The 17,404-nt window shown below is 67.3% G+C and carries 11 protein-coding genes; all 11 read left to right on the top strand.

The annotated features are described in order from the left end of the window. Position 1: 1 nt before the first annotated feature. The 11 genes from fliI (at position 2) to D0T21_RS14930 (ending at position 17,320) form a co-directional block, all read left to right on the top strand. Complete coding sequence (gene fliI, locus D0T21_RS14880) at positions 2 to 1,426, top strand: flagellar protein export ATPase FliI (RefSeq protein WP_116990390.1); 1,425 nt, start codon at positions 2 to 4, stop codon at positions 1,424 to 1,426. Between the two features lie 36 nt (positions 1,427 to 1,462). After that, on the top strand, positions 1,463 to 1,903 hold the full coding sequence (fliJ, locus tag D0T21_RS14885; RefSeq protein WP_116990391.1) for a flagellar export protein FliJ: 441 nt from the start codon (positions 1,463 to 1,465) through the stop codon (positions 1,901 to 1,903). Between the two features lie 35 nt (positions 1,904 to 1,938). Then, positions 1,939 to 3,618, top strand: a complete 1,680-nt coding sequence (locus tag D0T21_RS32740; RefSeq protein ID WP_116990392.1) for a flagellar hook-length control protein FliK — start codon at positions 1,939 to 1,941, stop codon at positions 3,616 to 3,618. A gap of 204 nt (positions 3,619 to 3,822) precedes the next feature. Then, positions 3,823 to 4,344: a flagellar basal body-associated protein FliL gene (gene fliL / locus D0T21_RS14895; protein ID WP_116990393.1), complete on the top strand. Its 522-nt coding sequence runs from the start codon at positions 3,823 to 3,825 to the stop codon at positions 4,342 to 4,344. A gap of 10 nt (positions 4,345 to 4,354) precedes the next feature. Next, positions 4,355 to 5,335 carry a flagellar motor switch protein FliM gene (gene fliM / locus D0T21_RS14900; protein ID WP_008451348.1) on the top strand — a complete coding sequence of 327 codons (981 nt, stop codon included), beginning with the start codon at positions 4,355 to 4,357 and terminating at the stop codon, positions 5,333 to 5,335. A gap of 44 nt (positions 5,336 to 5,379) precedes the next feature. Further along, positions 5,380 to 5,805 (top strand): flagellar motor switch protein FliN, encoded by a 426-nt coding sequence (fliN, locus tag D0T21_RS14905; RefSeq protein WP_026334169.1) that lies wholly within the window; start codon positions 5,380 to 5,382, stop codon positions 5,803 to 5,805. Continuing rightward, complete coding sequence (gene fliO, locus D0T21_RS14910; RefSeq protein ID WP_116990394.1) at positions 5,802 to 6,458, top strand: flagellar biosynthetic protein FliO; 657 nt, start codon at positions 5,802 to 5,804, stop codon at positions 6,456 to 6,458. The genes fliN and fliO overlap by 4 nt, the downstream gene beginning before the upstream one ends. Then, positions 6,448 to 7,224, top strand: coding sequence for a flagellar type III secretion system pore protein FliP (gene fliP / locus D0T21_RS14915; protein ID WP_116990395.1), 777 nt, complete (start codon positions 6,448 to 6,450; stop codon positions 7,222 to 7,224). Before fliO ends, fliP begins: the two co-directional genes overlap by 11 nt. 9 nt (positions 7,225 to 7,233) lie before the next feature. Beyond that, positions 7,234 to 7,503, top strand: a complete 270-nt coding sequence (fliQ, locus tag D0T21_RS14920) for a flagellar biosynthesis protein FliQ (protein WP_116990396.1) — start codon at positions 7,234 to 7,236, stop codon at positions 7,501 to 7,503. Positions 7,504 to 7,599: 96 nt separating this feature from the next. After that, the gene (fliR, locus tag D0T21_RS14925) at positions 7,600 to 8,442 is read left to right on the top strand and encodes a flagellar biosynthetic protein FliR (protein ID WP_116990397.1); all 843 of its coding nucleotides are present in this window, start codon (positions 7,600 to 7,602) and stop codon (positions 8,440 to 8,442) included. 85 nt (positions 8,443 to 8,527) lie between these two features. After that, the gene (locus D0T21_RS14930; protein WP_116990398.1) at positions 8,528 to 17,320 is read left to right on the top strand and encodes an iron-regulated protein frpC; all 8,793 of its coding nucleotides are present in this window, start codon (positions 8,528 to 8,530) and stop codon (positions 17,318 to 17,320) included. Positions 17,321 to 17,404: the final 84 nt, after the last annotated feature.

Raw genomic sequence — 17,404 nt, forward strand, 5'->3', positions numbered from 1 at the left:
CATGGACGCCGTCGCTCCCGCCGCCCCACCCGCCCCTTCCAGCCCGCACGCAGGCCGCTGGAAATCCTATCTGCACGATTGCGGCGCGCTGGTCGGCTTCGTCGAACCGATGCAGGTGTCGGGCCGCGTCACGCGTGTGGCCGGGCTGGTGATGGAAGCGGTCGGCCTGCGGCTGGCCGTGGGCGCCGCCTGCACCGTGCCGCTGCCGTCCGGCGGCAAGATCGAGGCCGAAGTGGTCGGCTTCGAAGGCGACAAACTGTTCCTGATGCCGCAAAGCGATGTCGAAGGCGTGGTGCCCGGCACCCGCGTGTTCCCGGTCGAGCCGGCCATCCCCCGCCCCGGCACCGTCAACCATCCGCGCCGCCGCCCCAGCGACCGCGCGCGCCACCTGCCGGTCGGCCCCGAGCTGCTGGGCCGCGTGCTGGACGGCGCCGGCCGTCCGCTCGACAGCCTCGGCCCGCTGCACGCCTCCGACAGCGCGCCGATCAACACCCGCCCCGCCAATCCGCTGGGCCGCGCGCCGATCACCGAAACGCTGGACGTCGGCGTACGCTCGATCAACGCCATGCTGACCGTCGGCCGTGGCCAGCGCATGGGCCTGTTCGCGGGCTCGGGCGTCGGCAAGTCCGTGCTGCTGGGCATGATGGCGCGCTACACCGAAGCCGACGTCATCGTGGTCGGCCTGATCGGCGAACGCGGCCGCGAGGTCAAGGAATTCATCGAACAGATCCTCGGCGAGGAAGGCCTGGCCCGCTCCGTGGTCGTGGCGGCCCCGGCCGACACGCCGCCGCTGATGCGCCTGCAGGGCGCGGCCTACGCCACCGCGATCGCCGAGCACTTCCGCGACCAGGGCCAGAACGTGCTGCTGATCATGGATTCGCTGACCCGCTACGCCATGGCGCAGCGCGAGATCGCGCTGGCCATCGGCGAACCGCCGGCCACCAAGGGCTATCCGCCGTCGGTGTTCGCCAAGCTGCCTATCCTGGTGGAACGCGCCGGCAACGGCGAAATGGGCGGCGGCTCAATCACCGCCTTCTACACCGTGCTGACCGAGGGCGACGACCAGCAGGATCCGATCGCCGACTCGGCGCGCGCCATCCTCGACGGCCACATCGTGCTCAACCGCCGCCTGGCGGAAGCCGGCCACTACCCCGCCATCGACATCGAACAGTCGATCAGCCGGGCCATGCACTCGATCACCTCGCCCGAGCACCAGACCCGCTCGCGCCACCTGAAGCAGCTGTTCTCGCGCTACGAGCGCAGCCGCGACCTGATCAGCGTCGGCGCCTATGCGCCGGGCAGCGATCCGGTGCTCGACCAGGCCATCCAGTTGCATGACCGGATAGAGAATTTCCTCCAGCAACAAATCAGCGAACGGGTGACCATGGGCGAGAGCTTGGCCCAACTTACCTCTCTATTCGACTGATTGAAGCGGGCAACCGCCTCCTATAATTGAGTCACCATGGCTTCCAAAGCGCAACTTGAAACACTGATGGACCTGGCGCGCCGGGAATCCGACGATGCCGCCAAGCGGCTGGGCGTTGCGCTCAAGGCCATCGACGAGGCCAAGCAAAAGCACCAGATGCTGGTCGGCTATCGCGACGAATATGCGAAACGCTTCGAAGCGGCGCAGGCGGCCGGCATCACGCCCATGGCTTACCGCAATTTCCAGGCCTTCATGGAAAAGCTGGACGTGGCGGTCAAGGGCCAGCTGGACATGATCAAGCACGCGGAATACCGCGGCGAGCAGGAAAAGGCCGCCTGGCAGGCCAGCGAACGCAAGCGCATGTCCTACTCCACCCTGAACGACCGGGCGGCGGCCGAAGCGCTCAAGCTCGAAAACAAGCGCGACCAGAAGCAGATGGACGAACACGCAGCACGGCAGGCCTACTACAAACGCTGACCCATTTAGACGCAACCAACCGACACGGCGCGATCATGCAAACCCAGAATCTCCAAATTCCTACTCTGAACGCCAACGCAGTGGCGGCGCCCAAGGTGAACCTGAATCTGAATGCCGGCGGCGCCGACAATTCCTTCCAGCGCGCCCTGTCGCGCGAGATGGACCAGCGCCAGGCCAATGCCAACGACAACGCCAACAACGGCCCCAACCTCGGCGCCAAGGCGCCCGAGCGCCCTGCCGCCTCGCGCCCGTCCGCGCCCAAGCAGGCGGAGCAGGCCAAACCGGCCCAGCCGCAAAACCAGCAAGCCGACGCCGCCGATAACAACCAGGCCGTCGCCAAGAACGACACCCAGGCCGCGCCCGCCGCGCCGGCGCCCGCCAAGAGCACCGCCAAGGACAGCAGCGCCGACGAGAGCGCGGACAGCGCCGCCAGCGACGCCCAAGCCGCCGCCCAGGCCGATCCGGTCGCCGACATGCTGGCCCTGGTGGCAGCGTTCAACCAGCCGGCAACGCCAGTGGCCGCACCGGTCGCCAGCGCAGCCGACACCTCGGCAGCCGCCACCGGCGCCGTCAGCGCCGCCGAGCTGGCCGCCCAAGCCGCAGCAGCAGCGGCCGCAGCAGCAACATCTGCCGCCAGCGCGGCCACCGACGAGGCCAGCACCGCAGTGGACGCCAACGCGACCGCCACCCTGCCCGCCGCCGCCACGCTGGATGCGAACAAGCTGGCCCCCGACACCTTGAAAACCGCCCAGAGCGGCGCCGACGACCATGCCGCCGCCGATTTCAAGGCCGCCCTGACGAAAGCCGGCTCGACCGTTCAAACCGCCGCCGACGCCGCAGCTGCCGCCGCCGCAGCAGCCGCCAAGGCCGCCACCACCGCCAGCACCACGGCCGCCGCCACCGTCGCCGTGAGCGCCGCCCCGGCCAAGCCGGCAGCGGCCGACAGCAAGCCGGTCAGCGCCATACCGGACGGCCCGGTCATCGATACCCTGTCCGACACCACCGACGCCGCGCCGGCCACCCCGGCCGAACCGGCCGCGCCGATCAAGGTCGGTCCCGGCATGGAAAATCCGGACAACGTGGCGCGCGCCACGCCGCGCCAGTCCGATCCGCTGCAACCCGTCTTCAACGGCAAGACCACGCAGCCGACCGAAGCGGCGCCGGTGCTGAAGGAAGCCGCCCCGGCCATCACCATCGCGCCGACCGCGCAATCGGCGCTGGAAGCGGCCAAGGCCGCCGTCACCGCCGTGCCGACGGACAAGCTCAGCAGCCGTGTCGGCACCCAGGCCTGGGATCAGCAACTGGGGCAGAAGATCATCTTCATGGCCGCCGGCGGCGAGCAAAGCGCCACCATGGAATTGAATCCGCCCGACCTCGGCCCGCTGCAAGTGGTGCTGAGCGTGAACAAGGACCAGGCCACCGCCGCCTTCAGCTCGGCCCAGCCGGAAGTCCGTCAGGCGCTGGAAGCGGCCATGCCCAAGCTGCGCGAAATGATGAGCGAAGCCGGCATCCAGCTGGGCAACGCCACCGTCTCGGCCGGCATGTCCAACCAGAGCAACGGTTTTAACCAGCAGGCCAGCTCGGCCCAGAACGGCGGCGGCAACCGCTCCTCCGGCGCCAGCTTAGTCGGCGACAGCGGCGGCACCATCGAGGCGCCGCGCAGCGCCCCGCCGGCGCGCCGCGTGCCGGCCGGCGCGGTCGACACCTTCGCCTGATCCCGCCGCGGCCACGACGAAAACCGGGATCGGCCACCCTGCCTCCCGGTTTTGTTGTTTGTTTCACTACGGAAACCTCAAGCAGCACCCGGATCGCCCTTCTTTTCGACGTATGCTATGCCGCAGTCCCAACCGATAATGACATAATGGCGTCATGATCCACTTCCGCACCGTGCAAGGGCAATTTTGAAAGCGAACCCAAAAATGAAAGCCGATCAGAAAGTTGAAGCAGCGCCTGCGGGTGGCGGCAGCAAAAAACTGATCATCATCATCCTGGCCGTGGTCCTGGTATTGGGCGCGGCCGGCGGCGGTGCGGCCTGGTTCTTCTTGCATGGCAAGGCCGACGCCGGCGAGGAAGAAGCGCCGGTCAAGAAGGGCAAGAATTCCAAGAAGGTCAAGGCCGGTCCGCCGGAATACGTGCCGGTCGAGCCGTTCACGGTCAACCTGCAACCGGGCGACAGCGGCGCCGACCAGTACCTGCAGATTGCCTTCACGCTGGAAGTGGGCGGGCTGGAAGAGAAGGAAAACGTCAAGAACAATATGGCCAAGGTGCGCAGCCGCATGCTGTTGCTGTTGTCGAGCAAGCGCGCCATGGACATCAATACGCCGGAAGGCAAAGTCCAGCTGGCCAAGGAAATCATCACCCAGCTCAAGGAGCCCTTCGAAGACCGCGGCTCGTCGCAGGACATCGAAGATGTGCTGTTCACCTCGTTTATCATTCAGTAAGTAGATCGTCATGGCTGATAATTTTCTCTCCCAGGAAGAAGTCGATGCCCTTCTGAAGGGCGTCAACGGCGACCAGGACGACGTCCAGGCGCAGGAAGATGTCGCGGGAGTACGAACGTATAACCTGGCCACCCAGGAACGTATCGTCCGTGGGCGCATGCCGACGCTGGAAATTATCAACGAGCGCTTCGCCCGCCTGTTGCGCGTCGGCCTGTTCAACTTCCTGCGCCGCAGCGCCGAGGTATCGGTCGGTTCGGTGCGGGTTTCCAAGTATTCCGAGTTCATCCGCAACCTGGTGGTGCCGACCAACCTGAACCTGGTGCACATGAAGCCGCTGCGCGGCACCGCGCTGATGGTGTTCGACCCGGGCCTGGTGTTCCTGCTGGTGGACAATCTGTTCGGCGGCGACGGCCGCTTCCACACCCGCGTCGAGGGCCGCGACTTTACCCAGACCGAGCAGCGCATCATCCTGCGTATCCTGGACATCGTGTTCGAGGCCTATACCAAGTCGTGGGAACCGGTCTATCCGGTCGAGTTCGAATACATCCGCTCGGAAATGAACACCCAGTTCGCCAACATCGCCACCCCGAACGAAGTGGTGGTGGCGTCGACCTTCACGGTGGAGCTGGGCTCGGTCTCCGGCCAGATCCACTTCTGCATGCCGTACTCGATGATCGAGCCGATCCGCGATTCGCTGACCTCCAGCCTGCAGGGCGAGGCGCTGGAAGTGGACAAGCGCTGGATCCGCCTGATGACGCAGCAGATCCAGATCGCCGAGGTGGAAATCGTCGCCTCGCTGGGCACGGCCAAGGTCAATTTCGACGAAATCCTCAATATGCGCGTGGGCGACATCATCCCGCTGACCATCCCGGAACTGCTGTCGGCCACGGTCGACGGCGTGCCGGTCATGGATTGCAGCTACGGCGTGATGAACGGACAATACGCGCTCAAGGTGGAGAAATTGCTCGCCAATGCCGATAACATCAAATAACACCGGCGCAACCGCCGCCGGCGACCGCAATACAGGAGAGAAGCATGTCGGATAATCAAGACGATACGATGGACGACGACCCATGGGGCGCGGCGATTGCCGAGCAAGCCCAGGCGGAAGCGGCCGCGTTGGAAAAACAGCAGTCGCAGGCGGCCAGCGCCGCCGTGTTCACGGATTTTTCCAGCACGCCGAGCAAGACCGAAACCCATAACGATATCGACTTCATCCTCGATATCCCGGTGCAGCTGACGGTCGAACTGGGGCGCACCAAGATCGCCATCAAGAACCTGCTGCAATTGGCGCAGGGCTCGGTGGTCGAGCTGGACGGCCTGGCCGGCGAGCCGATGGACGTGCTGGTCAACGGCTGCCTGATCGCCCAGGGCGAGGTGGTGGTGGTGAACGACAAGTTCGGTATCCGCCTGACCGACATCATCACGCCGTCCGAACGTATCCGAAAACTGAATAAATGAAGCACGGACTGACCTTCCCTCTGATCCTCGCGGCGGCCTTGGCCGCCGCGCCTGCAATGGCCCAGCGCAGCGTGTCGGGCACCATCGGCGGCCAGCATGCGGCCAGCGCGCCGGTTGCGGCCACGGCGGCACCAGCGGCCACGCCGCCGGCCGCCGAAACGCCTGCCGCCGCAACCGCCACCACGGCAATGGCAGCCCCGGCCGAAGCGCCCGCCGCTGCGGCCCCGGCGGCTACGGCTGCTACTGCGCCTCCCGCCCCCGCCGGCCCGCTGGCGATGACCATCCCCACCCCGCAACCGTCGGCCACGTCGGCCGGCGGCGGCCTGCTGCAAACCACCTTCGCGCTGATCTTCGTGCTGGCCCTGCTGATCGGCCTGGCCTGGTTCCTGAAGCGCTTCGGCCCCAAGAACTTCGGCGGCGGCAACAGCAACGTCAAGCTGGTCGGCGCGCTCAGCGTCGGCGCGCGCGAGCGCATCCTGGTGGTGGAAGTGGGCGAACAATGGATCGTGGTCGGCGCCTCGCCGGGCCGCATGAACGCGCTGGCCACCATGCCGCGCCAGGAAAGCAGCGAGCCGGCCGCCACGGCCGCGCTGCCGACCGCCAACTTCGCCGAATGGTTCAAACAAACGATCGACAAGCGCAATGGCAAATAAGCAGGCCGGTTTCACCCAGGCTACGGCCATCAAATCCCTGTTGATGCTGGCCGCGCTGGCGTTGCCGCTCGCGGCCGGCGCCGACTCCAGCATCGGCATCCCGGCCTTCAACGCCGCGCCGGCGCCGGGCGGCGGCACCAGCTACACGCTGCCGATCCAGACCATGCTGCTGATGACGGCGCTGACCTTCATCCCGGCGGCGCTGTTGTTGATGACCAGCTTCACCCGCATCATCATCGTGCTGTCGCTGCTGCGCCAGGCGCTGGGCACGCAGTCGGCGCCGCCCAACCAGGTGATGGTCGGGCTGGCGCTGTTCCTGACCCTGTTCGTCATGGGCCCCACCTTCGACAAGATCTACACCGAAGCCTACCTGCCGCTGCAGGAAAACAAGATCAACATGAGCGTGGCCATGGACAAGGGCGCGGCGCCATTAAAAACTTTCATGATGAAGCAAACCCGGCAGGCCGACCTGGCCTTGTTCGTGAAATTGTCGCGCAGCCCTGCGCTGCAAGGGCCGGAAGACGTGCCGCTGCGCATCCTGGTGCCGGCTTTCGTCACCAGCGAGCTGAAAACCGCGTTCCAGATCGGCTTCGCCATCTTCATTCCATTTCTGATTATCGACATGGTGGTCGCCTCTGTACTGATGTCGATGGGGATGATGATGATGTCGCCGGCCGTGATCTCGCTGCCGTTCAAGCTGATGCTGTTCGTGCTGGTGGACGGCTGGCAACTGCTGCTCGGTTCGCTGGCCCAGAGTTTTTACTAGGAGAGCGCCATGACACCCGAAAGCGTGATGACCATGGGCCGCCACGCCATGGAGGTGACCCTGATGATCGCCGCCCCCATGCTGCTGGTGGCGCTGATCATCGGCCTGGTGGTCAGCATCTTCCAGGCCGCCACCCAGATCAACGAGGCGACGCTGTCCTTCATCCCCAAGCTGGTCGGCATCTTCGTGGCGCTGGTGGTGGCCGGGCCGTGGATGCTGGCGGTCATGCTCGACTACATGCGCGAAGTGTTCGGCGGCATCCCCGGCCTGGTCGGCTAGACATTTTGCCAATATGTAACAATTTACGATTCAATAAGAAGTTGACTTAAAATAAGAAGGTTGATGCTCGGTGGAAATAAATAGGGAAAACGCCTCATGATTTCGTTCTCCACTGCCGATATCAATCTGTGGATCGCCGGTTTGCTGTGGCCGTTGACGCGCATCCTGGGCCTGCTGGCGGCGTCTCCGCTGTTCGGCAATTCCAGCGTGCCCACCTCGGTCAAGATCAGCCTGGGCGTGCTGCTGGCCATGGTGGTGGCGCCGGCCGTGCCGCTGCTGCCGGGTGCGGACCCGATGTCGCTGGCCGGGCTGCTGATCCTGGTGCAGGAAATGCTGATCGGGCTGGCGATGGGCTTCAGTATCCGCATCGTGTTTGCCGCGGTGGAGATGGCGGGAGAAATCTCCAGTCTGACCATGGGCCTGGGGTTCGCGACGTTTTTCGACCCCAACACCCAGGGCCGGTCGTCGGCGATCAGCCAGTTCCTGGCGCTGGTGGCGACCATGACGTTTTTGGCGGTGAACGCCCACCTGGTGCTGCTGTCGGTGCTGGTGGAAAGTTTTTACACGCTGCCGGTGTCGGCCTCGCCGGTCTACGGCGGCGGCTTCAAGCAACTGGCCGACTGGGGCGGCAAGATTTTCAGCACCGGTGTGCAGCTGTCGCTGCCCATCGTTGCGGCTTTACTGATTACCAACGTTGCGCTGGGCATACTGACCCGCGCGGCGCCGCAACTGAATTTGTTTGGCATCGGGTTTCCGATTACTTTAGGTGTAGGTTTGCTGGTCATCGCCATGACGCTCCCGTACTTGGCGACGCCCGTGCAAAACCTGTTTTTGGAAGGCGTGGAACGCGCGCGGCTGATGCCGCGCACCTGGTCGCAGCGCCCTGACGCGGTCAAACCGGCAAACTTGCCGGTTCGGCCTCCGGGGCCGCGCCCATAGCGAAATTCAATAGCCAACCAGTGTTTTTTGGTTTCCATGAGGCAATTACGAGCGTATCATGGAAGCTCCCCGGGAGAACAATGCAATGACTTCGATCGTTACAGATTTCACAACAGACCAGATCGTCAGCCTTTCGACTGCGCAGATCGGCCTGTTCACGACCGAAGATATGCAGGCCCTCAATTCCGACCAGCTCGGCGTGATGAGCAGCACCCAGGTGCGCGCGCTGACCACCGCCCAGCTGGACTTCCTGAACACCGACGCCCTGCCCGGCCTGACCACCGACAACGTGCCGCTGCTGACCTTGCAGCAGGTGGGCGCGCTCAACACCGGCGTCATCGCCGCGCTCAACACCGCCCAGCTGGTGGCGCTGACCACCCGCGAAATGCAGGTGCTGACCAGCGTCCAGCTCAACCGACTCAATTCCGACCAGGTGCAGGCGCTGGAAACGGCCGATGTGCGCGCCCTGCTGACGGCGCAGGTGGCCGTGCTCGGCTCCGACCAGGCCGCCAGCCTGAGCAGCGACCAGCTCGCTGGGCTGAGCTCGGCCCAGCTGCGCGCGCTCAGCACCGGCGCGCTGGCCGCCATCGCCACCGGCCAGATCCTGCTGCTGCCGACGCTGTCGCTGGCGCAGCTGACCACCGACCAGGTCAACGCGCTGACGCCGGACCAGCTGGCGGCCATCACCACCGACCAGATCGCCGGCTTGAATTCGCTCCAAGTGAGCGGCCTGTCGACCACCGCGCTGGCCGGCCTCGGCAGCGACCAGATCGGCGCGCTGGAAACCCGCGACCTGGTCTGGATGACCAGCACCCAGATCGCCACGCTCAGCGCGACCCAGCTGGGCGGCCTGAACTCGGACCAGATCCGCACGCTGCGCAGCAACGAAGTGGCCGCGCTGACCACCGACCAGATCCCGGTGCTGAGCACCGACCAGATCCTGGCGCTGCCGACGCTGGCGGCGCTGACCTCGGCCCAGATCGCCGCGCTGAGCACCGAACAGCTGGCGGCGCTGCGCACCGCCACCGTGGCCCAGCTGACCAGCTCGCAGCTGGCGGCGCTGCAGGCCGGCCAGGTGGCGGCGCTGACCACCGACCAGATCGTCGGCCTGAACACCGCCCAGGTCGCCACGCTGACCACCGCCGTCATCGCCGCGCTGACCACCGAACAGCTGCTCAACATGGAAACGCGCGACTTCGCCGCGCTGACCACGCGCCAGGTCCGCGCGCTGGGCAGCGACCAGCTGATCGCGCTGACCACCGCCGAGATGGCGGCCATGAGCACCGCCGCCGAAGCCGCGCTCTCGAGCGACCAGCTGTCCGTGTTCAGCTCGGACCAGATCGCCGGCCTGAAATCGCTGGCGCCGCTGAGCGCCGGGCAGTTGCAGGGCTTGACCAGCGACCAGGTCAGCACCCTGGAAACCAAGGACGTCGCCGCGCTCAGCAGCACCCAGCTGGCGGCGCTGCGCATCGACCAGCTGCAAGTGCTCAACAGCGACCAGATCATCGCGCTGTCGACCGCGCAATTCGCCAGCCTCAACACGGCCACGCTGAACCTGCTCACCACCGACCAGATCCAGCAGATCGAAACCCGCGACATCGCCGCGCTGCGCTCGACGCAGGTGGCGCGGCTGGACACCGACCACCTGGCCGCGCTGACCAGCGACCAGTTCAACGCCCTCACCAGCAGCGCCATCGGCTCGCTCACCACCGACCAGATCGGCGCGCTGACCACCGACCAGCTCAATTCCATGGCGACCCTGGCCGGCATGAGCAGCAAGCAGATCGGCTCGTTCACCACCATCCAGCTGTCCTCGCTGTCGACCCACAACCTGGTCACCCTGGCCAGCAGCCAGCTGGGCGTGCTCAACGCCACCCAGATCCAGTCGCTGACCAGCGCGCAGATCGTCGCGCTGAGCGGCGCCCAGTTCCGCGGCATCAACACCACGGCGCTGGCGGCGCTGACCACCGACCAGATCAGCTGGATCGAGACGGCCGACATCGCCGCGCTGACCACCAAGCAGATCGGCAAGCTGACCACCAGCCAGATCATCGCGCTGTCGACCGACCAGATGGCGGCGCTAACCTCGGCCGAGACCGCCTCGCTGACCAGCGACCAGGTCGCCGTGATGAGCTCGGAGCAGATCGACGCGCTGCGCAGCCTGACCGCGCTGACCACGCCGCAGATCCGCGCGCTGAGCACCTACCAGATCGGCACGCTGAGCACGGCCGACATGAGCAGCCTGACCACGCGCCAGTTCGCCGCGCTGACCAGCGACCAGTTGCTGGCGCTGACCACCGACCAGATCGTCGCGCTCAACAGCGCCCAGATCAGCGCGCTGAGCACGGCCGCGCTGGCCACGCTGAGCACCGACGCCATCGCCGCCATCGAAACGCGCGACATCCGTTTCCTGCGCACCGCGCAGCTGGTGCGCCTGAGCACCGCCCAGGTGGCGGCGCTGACCACGGCGCAGCTGGCCGCCTTCACCACGGCCGAGATCCGCTCGCTGACCAGCGACCAGATCAGCGTGCTCAACAGCGACCAGATCAACGCCCTCAGTTCGCTCGCCCCGCTGATCTCGCGCCAGATCGGCGCGCTCACGACCGACCAGATCGCGCAACTCACGACCGACGACTTCGCCGCGCTGCAGACCAGCCAGATCGCCGCGCTCAACGCCGCCCAGGCCGCCGCGATCAGCACCGACCAGATCGTCGCGCTGAGCCCGGTCCAGGTGCGCGCCCTGAACACCGACGCGCTGGCCGCGCTCAACACCGCCCAGATCGCCGCGCTGACCGTGGGCGACGTCGCCGGCCTGAGCACGCGCCAGATCGGCGTGCTGAGCACGCAGCAATTGCTGGGCCTGAGCACGGCCCAGCTGGCCGCGCTGACCTCGGCCGAGGTGGCCGCGCTCAACACGCTGCAGGTGGCCGCGCTGAACAGCGACCAGATCGACGCGCTGACCGCGCTGAGCGCGCTGGGCAGCAAGCAGATCGCCGTGCTCACCACCGAACAGATCGTCACGCTGAACACGCTGGACCTGCGCTCGCTCAAGACCAGCCAGATCGCCGCGCTCAATTCGCGCCAGGCCGGCGCGCTCACCAGCGACCAGTTGCGCGCGCTGAGCGTGGCCCAGCTCAACGCCATCTCGACCGCCGTGATCGCCACGCTGACGACCGACCAGATCGCCGGCCTGAGCAACGCCGAAGTGGCCGCGCTGAAGACCGCGCAGCTGAAGGCGCTGACCACCGACCAGATCGCCGCGCTGACGACCGCCCAGATCAGCAGCCTGAACACGCAGGAAATCGCCGCCCTGACCACCGACCAGAAAACCGCGCTGACCACCGCGCAGCTGGCCGCGCTCAGTTCGCTCGCCAGCTTCAGCACGGCGTCGATCGCCGCCCTCACCACGGCCCAGATCGCGTCGCTGCCGCTGGCCATCCTGGCCGGCCTCACCAGCGCCCAGATCGCCTCGATGACGACCGACCAGATCGCCGCGCTGACCACCGATGAAATCGTCGCGCTGACCAGCGTGCAGGTGCGCGCGCTGAGCACGCTGCAGCTGGGCGCGCTGACCTCGGACCAGGTGCCGGCAATCGAAGTGGTCGACCTGCAGGCGCTGAACACGCGCCAGATCGTCGGCCTGAGCACCGACCAGCTGGGCGAGCTGACCAGCACCCAGTTCGGCGCGCTGAGCACGCTCGCCATCGCCAGCCTGACCACCGCCCAGATCGCCGGCCTGTCGACCGACCAGGTGGCCAGCTTCGCCACGCTGGCGCCGCTGACCAGCCGCCAGATCGCCGCCCTCACCACGGCCCAGATCGCCAGCCTGGCGCTGGCCAAGATCGCCACGCTGAAAACCAGCCAGATCGCCGGCATGACCAGCGCCCAGGTGGGCGCGCTGACGACCGACCAGATCGTCGCGCTGAGCACGGCCCAGGTGCGCAGCCTGAAGGCCGCCACCCTGGCCGCCATGTCGACCGACCAGATCGCCGCGATCGAAGTGGTGGACGTGGCCGCGCTCGGCTCCAGCCAGATCAACGCCCTCACCAGCGACCAGCTGGCCGCGCTCACCAGCGACCAGTTCGCCGGCCTGAGCACCAAGACCCTGGCCGCCATGGCCAGCAACCAGATCGCCGCGCTGTCGCTGGCGCAGATCGACAGCCTGGCCACGCTGGCGCCGCTGACCACGCGCCAGGTGACGGCGCTCACCACCGCCCAGATCGCCAGCCTGGGGCTGGCGCAGGTCGCCACCCTGAAGACCAGCCAGCTCGGCGCGCTCAACAGCGTGCAGGCGCAAGCGTTGACCACCGACCAGGTCGTCGCGCTGGAAACGTCGCAGGTCAAGGGCCTGGCCACCAGCGTGCTGGCCGCCCTGACCACCGACCAGACCGTCGCGATCGAGCTGGTCGACATCGCCGTGTTGCGCAGCAACCAGATCGCCGCGCTGCGCACCGACCAGGTGGCGGCGCTGACCCTGGCCCAGCTGGGCGCCTTCACCTCGCAGGAAATCGCCGCGCTGACCACCCGCCAGCTGGGCGTCATGAGCACCGCCCAGATCGCCGCGCTGGGCAGCCTGGCCGGCCTGGGCACCAAGCAGATCAGCGGCCTGACCAGCGACCAGATCATCGCGCTGACGCCGGGCCAGATCGCTGCCATGAAGACCGCGCAGATCGCCGCCTTCAACAGCCTGCAGATCCAGTACCTGACCAGCGACCAGGTGCCGGCGCTGACCACCGCGCAGGTGCGCGCGCTGTCGAACGCCGTGATCGCCGCGCTGACCACCGACCAGCTGCTGGAACTGCCCGGCGCCGACCTGATCGCGCTCAAGACCAGCCAGCTGATGGCGCTCACCAGCGACCAGCTGGGCGCGCTGTCGCTGAGCCAGTACGGCACGCTGATCTCCAGCGAGGTCGCGGCGCTGACCACCAAGCAGCTGAGCTACCTGACCAGCGACCAGATCGCCGCGCTGGCCAACCTGACCGCGCTGACCACGCTGCAAATCGCCTCGCTCAGCACCGACCAGCTGGTCACGCTGCAGCCGGGACGCTTCGCCTCGCTCAGCACCCGCCAGCTGCAGGCGCTCAACACCCGCCAGCTGAACGGCATCAACAGCGACCAGATCATCGCGCTGTCGAGCACGCAGATCCGCGCGCTGAGCACCAGCCTGCTGGCCGGCATGAACACCGACCAGATCGACGCCATCGAAGCGCTGGACTTCGCCGCCATGACCACCGCGCAACTGCGCTCGCTGACCACCAGCCAGATGGCGGCGCTGCTGACCGACCAGCTGCATGCGCTGAGCAGCGCGGCGATCGCCGCCTTCTCGCAGAACCAGCTGCTGGCGCTGAGCACCGCCCAGGCCTCGGCGCTGGGCAATCTGTCGGACTACACGACCTTGCAGATCGCCAGCATGTCGACCGACCGCATCCAGGCGCTGACGGCGACCGACTTCGGCGTCATGAACACCAAGCAATTCGCGGCGCTGACCTCGATCCAGCTGTCGGTGCTCAACAGCGACCAGATCGTCGCGCTCAGCGGCCCGCAGGTGGGCGCGCTCGGCACCGCCGCGCTGCGGGGCTGGAACAGCGACCAGATCGCCGCCATCGAACTGGGCGACATCCCCTCGATGAAGACCGAGCAGCTGCTGTCGCTGCGCAGCGACCAGCTGCTGGCCTTGACCACCGACCAGATGGGCATGCTGACGACGCGGGAAGTGGCGGGCCTGTCGGCCAACCAGATCGCCCTGCTGACGCCGGCGCAACTGGCCGCCATCACCAACATCCGCGGCCTGACGACGGACCAGGTGCGCGCGCTCGGCAGCGCCCAGCTCGTGGTGCTGACGCCGGACCAGATCGCCGCGCTGAGCACCCGCCAGATCGGCGCGCTGAGCAATACCCAGGTGACCGCGCTGACCAGCGACCAGATCATCGCGCTGACCACCGGCGAGATCCTGGCGCTGAACACCCGCACCCTGGCCGCGCTGACGTCGGACCAGATCGCCGTGCTCGAGGCGGCCGACCTGGCCGTCATGAAGTCGATGCAGATGACGGCGCTGACCACCGACCAGATAGTCGCCCTCACGACCGACCAGATCGGCAGCTTCAACACCGGCGCCATCAGCGCGCTGACCCTGAACCAGACCCGCGCGCTGAACACCGCCCAGATCGTCAACCTGAGCGACGTCCAGGTGCGCGCGCTGAGCACGCGCAGCATCGCCGGCCTGAGCACCGACCAGCTGGACGCGATGGAAGTGGGCGATTTCGCCGGCCTGCGCACCACCCAGATCCGCGCACTGACCACCGACCAGCTGGTGTCGCTGACCACCGACCAGCTGAGCGCGCTGAACACGCAACAGGTCGCCGCGCTGAGCTCGGCCCAGCTGAACGCGCTGACGCCGGCGCAGTTCCTGCTGCTGGGCAAGCTCGGTTCGCTCAACACCAGCCAGGTCTCGGTGCTGACCACCGACCGCATCGCCGCGCTCAGCGACGACCAGCTGGCGGCGCTGACCACCATCCAGATGGGATCGCTGAACAGCCGCCAGATGGCCGCCTTCGACACCCACCAGATCCAGGCGCTGACCGTCAACCAGTGGCGCGCGCTGAACACCTCGGCGCTGCGCGGCCTGTCCAGCGACCAGCTGGCGGCGATGGAGGTGGAAGACCTGGCCGGCCTGAAGACCAACCAGGTCGCCTCGCTGAGCACGCTGCAGATTTCGCAGCTGAGCATCGACCAGATGGGCACGCTGACCACCGCCGAGCTGGGCGCGCTGACGGACGTCCAGATCCGCGCGCTGGCCACCGAACAATTGAACGCCCTGAGCACCCTGGGCAACCTGCGCTCGCAGCAGATCGCCGCCATGTCGACCTACCAGCTCAGCATGCTCGACGTCGACCACCTGGGCACGCTGAAAACGTCGCAGATGGCGGCGCTGAGCAAGCTGCAGGTGCAAAACCTGAGCACCGACCAGATCGTCGCGCTGACCGGCGCCCAGCTGCGCGGCATCAGCCTGGCCGGCCTGGGCGGCCTGACCTCGGACCAGATCGCCGCCATCGAGCTCGACGACGTGGCCGGCCTGAGCAGCGTCCAGCTGAACGCGCTGACCAAGTCGCAGTTCGCCAGCCTGACGCTGGCGCAGATCGGCAGCCTGGTGACGCAGCAGATCGCCACGCTGAGCGCGAGCGAAGTGTCGGCGCTGTCGACCGCCCAGATCAACGCGCTGCAGACGCTGGGCGTGCTGACCGCCGGCCAGATGGCGGCGCTGACCTCGGACCAGCTGGCCGGCATCGACGTCGACCACTTCGGCAGCCTGCGCTCGGCGCAGATCGCCGGCCTGACGCTCAAGCAGCTGACCCTGCTCAACACCGACCAGCTGGGCGCGCTGACGGCGCCCCAGGCGCGCGGCCTCAACGTGGCCTCGCTGAGCACCGACCAGATCAAGGCGCTCAGCGTGGACGCGGTCTCGATCCTGAACTCGGCCCAGCTGCAATCGCTCAAGACCAGCCAGCTGGGCGCGTTGACGGGCGACCAGTTCGCCGCGCTGTCGACCAAGTCCCTGTCGACCCTGGCGGTGTTGCAGATCCGCGGCCTGGGCACCGACCAGCTGGCCGCGCTGGGCACCCTGGCGGCCTTCACCACGGCGCAGATCGGCGGCTTCACCTCCGACCAGATCAACGCCATGTCGGCCGACATGGTGACCGGCATGCGCACCAACCAGATCGCCGCGCTGGGCGCGGTGCAGGCCGCCGGCCTGACCACCGCCCAGATCTCGACGCTGGACCCGACCCTGGTGGCGGCGATGTCGCTGGCGGCGCTCAACGCGCTGAGCTCGGACCAGATCCAGGTCATGGACGGCAACGATATCGTGGCGCTGAAAACGGCCCAGCTCAACGGCCTGACGGTGGCCAGCATGGCCAAGTTCAGCGCCGGCCAGATCGCCCTGCTGTCGACCCAGCAAATCCGCTCGCTGAAGACCACGCTGATCAAGGCGCTGACGGTGGAGCAGATCGCCGCGCTGAGCATACCCGACGTCGCCGCGCTGGCCGCGACGCAGGTGTGCGCGCTCAGCACCGACCAGCTGGCGGCGCTGACGCCCGACCAGCAGGCGGTGCTGCCGCTGGGCAGTCCGCTGATCCTGGACCTGAACGGCGACGGCATCCACACGCTGGGCATCGGCGCCGGCGTCAAGTTCGACCTGTATGCCGACGGCGAGAAGATCAACACCGGCTGGGTCGGTTCCGGCGACGGCTTGCTGGCGCTCGACCGCAACCACGACGGCACGATCAACGATGGCAGCGAGCTGTTCGGCACCGCCACCAATAGCAGCGGCGGCAAGGCCAAGGACGGCTTCGCCGCGCTGGCCGACATGGACAGCAACCACGACGGCGTGGTCGACGCCAGGGATGCGCAGTTCGGCGACTTGCGGGTGTGGGTCGACGCCAACGCGGACGGCGTCAGCCAGGCCGGCGAGCTGAAGACGCTGGCCGAGCTGCACATCGCCAGCCTGACCGTGGGCGCCACCAAGGTGAGCGAGCTCGACAACAACAACTGGGTCGGCCTGCGTTCCGGCTACACCAGCGACGACGGCACGGCCGGCCAGATGGCCGACGTCTGGTTCCTGGCCAGCCGGGCGGCGCGCACCAGCGCGCTGACGCAAGCCATCAGCGGTTACGGCCAGCAGGCCGGCGCGGTGGATGGCAACGGCGCGACCGGCCAGCTGACACCGGCGGCCGCGCCCGGCCTGGCCGGCAATGTCGCCGCGCTGGCCGAGCAGATGAAGCACTACGACGCCACCACCAGCCTGAGCGGCAGCGCCACGGCGGGCGAGCAGGACTGGTTCCGCAAGCAAAACACCGCAAGCGGCATCCTGGCGGCGAAATAACCCAGGGACCTGACCCCGGATGTAAAAAGCCCCATCGGCACTGAGCGCGATCTTGAGCGCATTCAGGCTGATGGGGCTTTTTTT

This window comes from Duganella sp. BJB476 (genome assembly GCF_003416895.1).
Taxonomy (GTDB): domain Bacteria; phylum Pseudomonadota; class Gammaproteobacteria; order Burkholderiales; family Burkholderiaceae_D; genus Rugamonas.